At 72.6% G+C, this 9,240-nt stretch carries 8 protein-coding genes; 7 read left to right on the top strand and 1 reads right to left on the bottom strand.

The features are described from left to right. The first annotated feature begins 91 nt into the window (after positions 1-91). The 4 genes from ABEA26_RS33335 to ilvD all read left to right on the top strand — a co-directional run bounded on the left by ABEA26_RS33335 (position 92) and on the right by ilvD (position 4,785). On the top strand, positions 92-1,024 hold the full coding sequence (locus ABEA26_RS33335) for a Ppx/GppA family phosphatase (RefSeq protein WP_345597441.1): 933 nt from the start codon (positions 92-94) through the stop codon (positions 1,022-1,024). A gap of 288 nt (positions 1,025-1,312) precedes the next feature. Continuing rightward, positions 1,313-2,170 (top strand): sugar phosphate isomerase/epimerase family protein, encoded by an 858-nt coding sequence (locus ABEA26_RS33330; protein WP_345597439.1) that lies wholly within the window; start codon positions 1,313-1,315, stop codon positions 2,168-2,170. Further along, entirely contained in the window at positions 2,167-2,778 is a 612-nt protein-coding gene (locus tag ABEA26_RS33325; RefSeq protein WP_345597438.1) for a TetR/AcrR family transcriptional regulator, read from the top strand. Before ABEA26_RS33330 ends, ABEA26_RS33325 begins: the two co-directional genes overlap by 4 nt. Positions 2,779-2,931: 153 nt before the next feature. Further along, positions 2,932-4,785 carry a dihydroxy-acid dehydratase gene (gene ilvD / locus ABEA26_RS33320; RefSeq protein ID WP_345597436.1) on the top strand — a complete coding sequence of 618 codons (1,854 nt, stop codon included), beginning with the start codon at positions 2,932-2,934 and terminating at the stop codon, positions 4,783-4,785. A gap of 172 nt (positions 4,786-4,957) precedes the next feature. Here ilvD and ABEA26_RS33315 read toward each other — a convergent pair whose 3' ends face one another. Next, positions 4,958-7,144 carry a protein kinase domain-containing protein gene (locus tag ABEA26_RS33315; RefSeq protein WP_345597434.1) on the bottom strand — a complete coding sequence of 729 codons (2,187 nt, stop codon included), beginning with the start codon at positions 7,142-7,144 and terminating at the stop codon, positions 4,958-4,960. Positions 7,145-7,338: 194 nt separating this feature from the next. Here ABEA26_RS33315 and ABEA26_RS33310 point away from each other — a divergent pair, with 194 nt between their 5' ends. From ABEA26_RS33310 to ABEA26_RS33300, 3 genes are all read left to right on the top strand, one after another. Continuing rightward, on the top strand, positions 7,339-7,674 hold the full coding sequence (locus ABEA26_RS33310; RefSeq protein WP_345597432.1) for an SH3 domain-containing protein: 336 nt from the start codon (positions 7,339-7,341) through the stop codon (positions 7,672-7,674). 64 nt (positions 7,675-7,738) lie between these two features. Further along, complete coding sequence (locus ABEA26_RS33305) at positions 7,739-8,257, top strand: EamA/RhaT family transporter (RefSeq protein ID WP_345597431.1); 519 nt, start codon at positions 7,739-7,741, stop codon at positions 8,255-8,257. 81 nt (positions 8,258-8,338) lie between these two features. Next, a complete protein-coding gene (locus ABEA26_RS33300) occupies positions 8,339-9,181 on the top strand; it encodes a class I SAM-dependent methyltransferase (protein ID WP_345597429.1) in 843 nt (280 codons plus the stop codon). Positions 9,182-9,240 lie beyond the last annotated feature (59 nt).

Here is a 9,240-nt window from a genome sequence, read left to right as displayed (position 1 = left end):
GCCTTTTTCGTCTTTGGCACGGCTCCAGGGTAAGACGCCCGAACCGGATGACGGCACCACCGCCCGGCCCGCCGGCAGTAGCGTTCCGCACATGAGACTCGGTGTCCTCGACGTGGGTTCGAACACGGTGCATCTGCTGGTGGTGGACGCGCACCCGGGCGCGCGCCCGCTTCCCGCCCATTCGCACAAGGCGGAATTGCGCCTCGCCCAGCTCCTCGACAAGGAGGGGGCGATCGGCCCCGACGGCGTCGACCGGCTGGTCGCGGTCGTCCACGACGCGCTCCGGGCCGCCGAGGACAAGGGCGTCGAGGACCTCCTGCCGTTCGCCACCTCCGCCGTGCGCGAGGCGACCAACGCGGACGGCGTCCTCGCCCGCGTGCGCGAGGAGACCGGCGTCGAGCTGACGGTCCTCAGTGGCGCCGAGGAGGCCCGGCTCACCTTCCTGGCCGTCCGCCGCTGGTTCGGCTGGTCCGCGGGGAAGCTGCTGGTCCTCGACATCGGCGGCGGCTCCCTTGAGATCGCGTACGGCATCGACGAGGAACCCGACACCGCCGTGTCGCTGCCGCTCGGCGCGGGCCGGCTGACCGCCGCCCGGCTGCCCGGAGACCCGCCCCACCCGGACGACGTCAGGGCGCTGCGCCGCCACGTCCGCACGGAGATCGCCCGCACGGTCGGCGACTTCAGCCGCTTCGGCGCCCCCGACCACGTGGTCGCCACCTCCAAGACCTTCCGGCAGCTGGCCCGCATCACCGGCGCCGCCCGCTCCGCCGAGGGCCTCTACGTCCAGCGCGAGCTGAAGCGGGCCTCTCTGGAGGCCTGGGTGCCCCGTCTGGCAGCCATGACCAGCGCCGAGCGCGCGGAGCTCCCCGGCGTCTCCGAGGGCCGCGCGGGCCAGCTCCTGGCCGGCGCCCTGGTGGCCGAGGCCGCGATGGACCTCCTCCACGTGGAGAGCCTGGAGATCTGCCCGTGGGCGCTGCGGGAGGGCGTGATCCTGCGCCGGCTGGACCACATGGGCCAGGGATGACGCACCCCGCGAGGGCCGCGGACCGTGACGATGCGCGACTTGGCCGCGTGGTCGCGACAAGCCGCAGCGCCACCCCGTATCCGGCGTGCGGCACGCGCCACGGTGGGCGAACGGTCACCCCGTATCCGGCGTGCGGCACGCGCCACGGTGGGCGAACGGTCACCCGTGCTCGCCGTATGACACGCACCATCGTGGCGAAAGCGCATCCCGTGCTCGCCGTATGGCACGCACCACAACGGCGAAAGGGCACCCCGCACCCACTCAGCCCCACCCCGTAACCTGACCCTCGTGGCAGAACCAAGGGACGTCGTCCGAACCCCGGACGTGAAGGTCGCCCTGTCGACGGCTTCCGTCTACCCGGAGTCGACGGCGACGGCCTTCGAGATCGCCGCACGCCTCGGATACGACGGGGTCGAGGTCATGGTGTGGACCGATCCGGTCAGCCAGGACATCGACGCGCTGCGCAGACTCAGCGACTACCACCGGATGCCGATACTCGCCGTGCACGCGCCCTGCCTGCTCATCACTCAGCGCGTCTGGTCCACCGACCCCTGGGTCAAGCTCCAGCGCGCCCGCGCCGCCGCCGAGAAGCTCGGCGCGTCAGCCGTCGTCGTCCACCCGCCGTTCCGCTGGCAGCGGCAGTACGCCCGGGACTTCGTCAGCGGCATCTGGCGGATGGCGGACGAGACGGACGTGCGGTTCGCCGTCGAGAACATGTACCCCTGGCGCTACCGCGACCGCGAGATGCAGGCGTACGCCCCCGACTGGGACGTGACGAAGGACGACTACCGTCACTTCACGATCGACCTCAGTCACGCCTCCACGTCCCGCACCGACGCTCTCGACATGCTCGACCGTATGAGCGACCGCCTCGGTCACGTCCACCTCGCCGACGGCAAGGGCTCCGCCAAGGACGAGCACCTCGTCCCCGGCCGCGGCGACCAGCCCTGCGCCGAGGTGCTGGAGCACCTCGCGCACACGGGTTTCGACGGCCACGTCGTCATCGAGGTCAACACCCGACGCGCGATGTCCAGCGCAGAGCGTGAGGCTGATCTCGCCGAGGCGCTGGCCTTCACCCGCCTGCACCTGGCGTCGCCGGCGTCTTCGGGCCCCCCGGGCCCGGCGACGAAGGCGCACCGCCGGTGAGCGACACCGCCGGCGGGACCCGTCGCCGCGGCCGTCCCTCGCGCACGGAGTCCGCCGGCACCCGTGACCGCATCCTCTCCGCGGCCCGCGAGGAGTTCTCCGAGCGCGGCTACGAGAAGACGTCCGTGCGGGGCATCGCCAAGGCGGCAGGCGTGGACCCGGCGCTGGTCCACCACTACTTCGGCACCAAGGAGCAGGTTTTCGAGGCGGCCATCGAGGTTGCCTTCGCGCCGGCTCTCGCAGCCCCCGAGACGATCGGCGACGGCCCTCTCGACACGGTCGGCGAGCGCCTGACCCGCTTCTTCTTCGGCCTCTGGGAGAACCCGGCCACCCGAACTCCACTGCTGGCCATCGTCCGTTCCGCGCTGAACAACGAGACCGCCGCCGCCGTCTTCCGCCGCCTGATCGCCGCCCAGCTGCTGCGCCGCATCGCCGCTCAGCTGGACCTGCCGGACGCCGAGCTGCGCGCCGAGCTGGCGGCCGCGCAGCTGGTGGGGTGCGCGGTGCTCCGGTACGTGATCAGGGCGGAGCCGCTGGCGTCGGCGGACCCGGAGCGGATCATCGCCCGCCTGGCACCGGTCGTACAGGGACACCTCACCGGTCCCTGAGGCCCCCGCACCGCGTTGCGCACACGTCCTGCAGGTGTCCCGCACGCGTCCTGGGCGAGACGCACATCCCGCATTACGGACACCCTGTCCCGGCCCCTGGATGACCGGCGTACGCTCGACGACAGTCAATACCCTCCGAAGGAGCGAGCGACGATGCCCGAACTGAGGTCCCGCACAGTCACCCACGGCCGCAACATGGCGGGCGCCCGCGCCCTTATGCGTGCCTCCGGTGTACCCGGCGCGGACATCGGGCGGAAGCCGATCATCGCGGTCGCCAACAGCTTCACGGAGTTCGTGCCGGGCCACACGCACCTCGCCCCGGTCGGCCGGATCGTCAGCGAGGCGGTCGTCGCGGCCGGCGGCATCCCGCGCGAGTTCAACACGATCGCGGTCGACGACGGCATCGCGATGGGCCATGGCGGCATGCTCTACTCCCTCCCGTCCCGCGACCTGATCGCGGACAGCGTGGAGTACATGGTCGAGGCCCACTGCGCCGACGCCCTGATCTGCATCTCCAACTGCGACAAGATCACCCCGGGCATGCTCAACGCGGCGCTCCGCCTGAACATCCCCACGGTCTTCGTCTCCGGCGGCCCGATGGAGTCCGGCCGCGCCACCCTGGTCGACGGCACGGTCCGCACCCTGGACCTGGTCGACGCGATGTCGGAGGCGGTCAACGACAAGATCTCCGACGCGGACATCCTCCGTATCGAGGAGAACGCCTGCCCGACCTGCGGCTCGTGCTCCGGCATGTTCACCGCCAACTCGATGAACTGCCTGACCGAGGCCATCGGCCTCTCCCTCCCCGGAAACGGCTCGGTCCTGGCCACCCACACCGCCCGCAAGGCGCTCTACGAGAACGCCGCGCACACGGTGCTGGACCTGACCCGCCGCTACTACGAGCAGGACGACGACTCGGTCCTGCCCCGCAACATCGCCACGTCCGCGGCCTTCGAGAACGCCATGGCGCTGGACATCGCGATGGGCGGCTCGACCAACACGATCCTGCACCTGCTGGCCGCCGCCCAGGAGGCGGAGGTCCCCTTCGGCCTCACGGAGATGGACGCCCTCTCGCGCCGCGTCCCCTGCCTGGCCAAGGTCGCGCCCAACGTCGCCAAGGACCGCACGTACTACATGGAGGACGTGCACCGCGCCGGCGGCATCCCCGCCCTCCTCGGCGAACTGCACCGCGGGGGCCTGCTCAACGAGGACGTGCACTCCGTCCACAGCCCGTCCCTGGCCGACTGGCTGAAGACCTGGGACGTCCGCGGCGGCTCCCCGTCCCCCGAGGCACTGGAACTGTGGCACGCGGCCCCCGGCTGCGTCCGCTCCGCCGAGGCCTTCTCCCAGTCCGAGCGCTGGGACACCCTGGACGAGGACGCCGAGGGCGGCTGCATCCGCTCCACCGAGCACGCCTACTCCAAGGACGGCGGCCTCGCGGTCCTGCGCGGCAACCTGGCGGTCGACGGCTGCGTCGTGAAGACGGCCGGCGTCGACGAGTCCATCTGGACCTTCGAGGGCCCGGCGGTCGTCTGCGAGTCGCAGGAACAGGCCGTCGAGAAGATCCTCACCCAGCAGGTCGAGGAGGGCGACGTCGTCGTCATCCGCTACGAGGGCCCCAAGGGCGGCCCCGGCATGCAGGAGATGCTCTACCCGACCTCGTACCTGAAGGGCCGCGGCCTCGGCAAGGCCTGCGCCCTGGTCACCGACGGCCGCTTCTCCGGCGGCACCTCGGGCCTGTCCATCGGTCACGCCTCGCCCGAAGCTGCGGCCGGCGGCACCATCGCCCTCGTCGAGGACGGGGACCGGATCCGCATCGACATCCCGAACCGCTCGATCGAGCTGCTGGTCGACGACGCCGAGCTGACCCGCCGCGAGCAGGCACTGAACGGCGTGTACGCCCCGAAGAAGCGCGACCGCAAGGTCTCCGCGGCCCTGAAGGCGTACGCCGCGATGGCGACGAGCGCGGACAAGGGCGCGGTGCGCGACGTCAGCAAGCTGGGCTGACCGCCGGGCCCGTCGGCCCCGCCCGCCCGGCAGGGCACCGGGCGGGGCCACCGGCCGGGATCACCAGCCCGGATGACCGGGCGGGAGCATCAGACGGATTACCGGCCCGGATCACCGGGCGGGCGCATCGGACGGGGCCACCGGGGCCACCAGACGGTGTCACCGGGCCGGATCACCAGGCGGCCGGGTCCCGCCCCGCCACGCCGAACACGGTCCCGTCGGGCGCACCGGCGTAGACGTGTCCGCCGGCGAGCACGGGCGCGGGCAGTGCCGCGGGGACGCGGTCGGAGCCGGCGCCGAGCCGCGGCCGGGTCTGCCCGAGCAGCCCGCCCTCGCGGGCGTGGACGCCGAGCAGTCGCCCGTCGGGTGCGGTGACGTACACGTGCCGTCCGTCGGAGACGGGCACCGAGCCCCGGCTCACGCCCGTCTCCAGGCGCCACTCCTGCTTTCCCGCCGCCATGTCGACGGCCACCAGCGAGCCGCCCGCACCCATGAGGTACACGGTGTCCCCGCGCACACCGGCCTCCGCCTGCACGACCGGCACGGGCAGCTCCACCCGGCGGGTGTCCCCGGTGCCGGGCGTGTACCGGACCACCGCCTGCGCGTCCCGGTAGACGGTCCCGCCCGCGAGGAGATACACGGATCCGTCGGCCACCGCCCCCACGGGCGTCAGCGCCCCCTCGAGCTCCGCGTCCCATCGCACGTCCCCCGTCGCCGGATCCACCGCGGTGACCCGTGTCCCGGTCCCGTCCGCCGACGGACTCGCCGCGTACGCCGCAGGTTCCGCCGCATCCCCCGGATCCCCGGTGACCGACGCGAAGTACGGCACGGCCTGCCCGGGGATCCGGCGGAACCACTTGGCCTCGCCCGTGGCGCTGTCCACGCCGGTGACCGTGCCGTCGGAACGAGTGAGCAGGAGCATGTCGCCGACCGCCCGCAGTCCGTCGTACTCGGGCATGTCCTCCTGCCACACCGGCTCTCCCGTGGCGGGGTCCAACGCCTCCAGGTCCCCGATCCGGTCGAGGGAGGGCTGGACGAGGCCGCCCGACACGACCGGCGGTTCGCTCCGGGTCGCCCCCGCGACGTCGTGCCGCCACAGGGTGCCGCCGTCGGCCGGATCGACGGCGAAGACCAGACCCGGCCGCGCGCACAGCAGTCTCTCCGCCCCGTACGAGCACTGCGGCATGCCTGAGCCGCCCGCAGAGGCGGGCACCGCCTCCCATTCGCCGAAGCCGCCCGGCGCGTTCTGTGCGGCGGCGGTCTTCCGCGTCTGCTCCGTGCCGCCGAACACCTGGACCGAGGCCAGCCCGCCGGCCACGACGAGACAGAGCGCCCCGGCCACCAGAACCGTCCGCCGACCCAGGCGCCGCGCGGGTCGCTCCCGGGGCGCGTCGGCCCGGGCCCGGGGCTCGCCCGCCTCGGCCCCCGGCGTGACCTGCGCCTCGGCCCCCGGTGTGACCTGAGCCTCGGCCCCCGGCGTGACCTGAGCCCGCGTCCGCGACGCCGGTACGAACACCTGCGTGTCGTACGCCGCCGCCGCCGACCGCAGCTCCCGCATCAGCTCGTCCGGCGTGGGCCGGTCGCCGGGTTCCTTGGCCAGACACCGCAGCACCAGCGGCGCGAGTGTCTCCGGGACGCCGGTCAGGTCGGGCTCGTCGTGTACGACCTGGTAGGCGACGACGTAGGGGCTGTCGGAGTCGAAGGGCCCGCGTCCGGTCGCCGCGTGCACGATGAGCGACCCGAGCGCGAAGACGTCGGCCGCGGGTCCCACCTCCCGGGGCCGCCGGAACTGCTCGGGCGCCATGAACGGCGGCGTACCGATCAACTTCCCGGTTTCCGTGCGCAGCTCGCTGTCCTTCGGCCGGGAAATGCCGAAGTCGATGACCTTCGGCCCGTCCTCGGCCAGCAGTACGTTGCTCGGTTTCAGGTCACGGTGCACGACCCCGACCCGGTGGATGTCGCGCAGCGCCTCCGCGAGCCCGGCCATCAGCCGGCGCAACTGGTCCGGGTCCATGGGCCCGTTCCGCTTCACCTGCTCGGAGAGCGTCGGGCCGGGGATGTACAGGGTGGCCATCCAAGGACGCCCGGCATTCGGATCGGCGTCGACGACGGGCGCCGTGAAGGCCCCGCTCACCCGCCGCGCGGCGGCCACCTCCTGCCGGAACCGCCCTCTGAACTCGGGGTCCATGGCATAACGGGCGTGCACGACCTTCACCGCGACCCGCATCCCGGAGGTGCCCCGGGCCAGATGTACGACGCCCATGCCACCCGAGCCCAGACAGGACTCCAGACGGTAGTGACCGGCGTACTCCGGAAGTTCCGCTTCCGCGTCCGCTCCGGCGTTCCGCTGCGGCGCCATGGAACCACCCCCGTGCTGTTCGTTCCCGCGCGCGACGTTTCGGAGCCTAGTCGATGGGTCGTACCGGACCGAGGCGGCTTGCTAGCCTCCAAGTGCGAGTCGCGAACTGGTGTTTCGTGGCTGGTTTCATGCGTGTTCCACGGAAATCAACGCGACCCCACGGCACTCGTGGGGCGCGACGGGGGAGGTCTTCCATGTCTGCCGACCAGATCACGGACGTCGAGGGCGGGGACGGGACGGCGACCGCGGCTGCCGCCGCGGAGACGACTGCGGAAGTCACTGCGGCTGCCACCTACCCGGTCGCTCCGGGCTACCGGGTGAACGTCCGGAGCGGCCCCGGCACCGACTACTCCGTCGTCCGGGCCCTGCCCGAGGGCACCAGCGTCCGGATCTACTGCCAGATGTCCGGCACCCGGGAGTCGGGGCCGTACGGCACCTCGAACATCTGGGACAACATCGGCAGTGGTCAGTACGTCTCCGACGCGTTCATCCGCACCGGCAGCGACGGGTACGTGGCCCCCCGCTGCTAGCACGCGACGCCCCATCTCCCATCCCACCCGGAGCCCACGACACCCCCGGCGCCATAATCGACCCGTGAGCGCAGAGAACGGTACGAACGGCATCCCGGACACCCCCGCGGGCTCCACGCCCCCCGCCGGCCCCCGCCCCGAACCCATCCGGTTCTACGGCACGACCTGGGTGAATCACGACAACGGCTACGCCGCCCGCCGGGCCGGCCTGTCCGTCGGCTCCCTCGCCGCGGCGGCCGCCGCCTGCTTCGTGCTCCGCATCGCCTACCAGGGCCTCCAGATCGCCGACATCGGCAGCTTCGTCTCGCTGCTGATGATCGTGATGTTCGCGATCTGCAGCGCCCTGGCCTTCCGCCACACCTGGTCGGCCTTCACCAGCCGACCCGACCCGGATCGTCAGGCCTCCCTCCGCGGCCTGCTGGCCATCGGCTTCGTCGGCTCGCTCCTCGCCTACTTCTTCCGCACCTTCGCCGAAGCGCCGGGCGAGAAGCTCCACCGTGCCGAGTACGACAAGGCCCGCGAGGACTACGAGAAGCGCACCACCCGCCGCTCGGGCAACCCGTCGAAGAAGCGCCGCCGCTAGGAGCTGTCCGAGGTCCCCGCCGACCGCCCCTCCTTCCCCAAAACCGGCTGCGCGCCAGAACCACCCGGCCACCATGGCCGTATGACGACACCCGTGCCCTCCGGGCCCACCCGGCCCGCCGCCCACGCCGCCCGAGCCCTCTCCTTCAACGCCGCCGCGGCCCAGTACGCCGCCAACCGGCCCTCCTACCCGCCCGCCCTCTTCGACACGATCGAGGAGCTGACCGGCCGCCCCCTGGCAGGCTCCCGCGTCGTGGACGTCGGCGCCGGTACGGGCATCGCCACCGCACGCCTGCACGCGCGCGGCGCCGACGTGATCGCCGTCGAACCCGGCGCCGGCATGGCCGCCGAGTTCCGCCGCACACTCCCCGGCGTGTCGATAGTGCGGGGCGACGGAAACGCCCTTCCCCTCGGCGGCCACTGCGCCGACCTCCTCACCTACGCCCAGGCCTGGCATTGGACCGACCCCGCCCTGGCAGTCCCGGAGGCGCTGCGCGTGCTGCGCCCGGGCGGCGCGCTGGCACTGTGGTGGAACACCAGCGCTCTCGACGTGCCGTGGATCGCGGCGGCCGCCGAGCGCGCCGACCGGCACTTCGGGCTGGACATCTCCGCCGAACAGCAGAACATCGACGCCCGCGTCGCCGACCCCGCCGGCCGCCTCGGCTTCACCCACCGCGACGTCCGCTGGAGCCGCCGCGTCCCACTCGCCACCCACCTGGCCAACCTCGGCAGTCACTCGGTCTTCCTGACCGACACGGAGGAACGCCGCGCGGCCTTTCTGGCCGAGGAGCGCGGCCACCTACTGACCCTCTTCCCGGACGGAATCGTCGAGGAGACGTACGACGCCCGCCTCCTGCTCGCGACGACCCCGCCGACCTCTGGCCCTTCGACGACCCATAGGGCCCCTGGGCCCGAGACGGCTTGACGCGACCCACACCCGGGAGGAGTATTCATCACATGATGAATTACCTCTCCCCGCCCCCC

The organism is Streptomyces marokkonensis (genome assembly GCF_039539045.1).
GTDB classification, from domain to species: Bacteria; Actinomycetota; Actinomycetes; order Streptomycetales; family Streptomycetaceae; genus Streptomyces; species Streptomyces marokkonensis.
The sequence above is the reverse complement of the archived record's forward strand: the minus strand, read 5'-3'. Positions and strand labels throughout refer to the sequence as shown.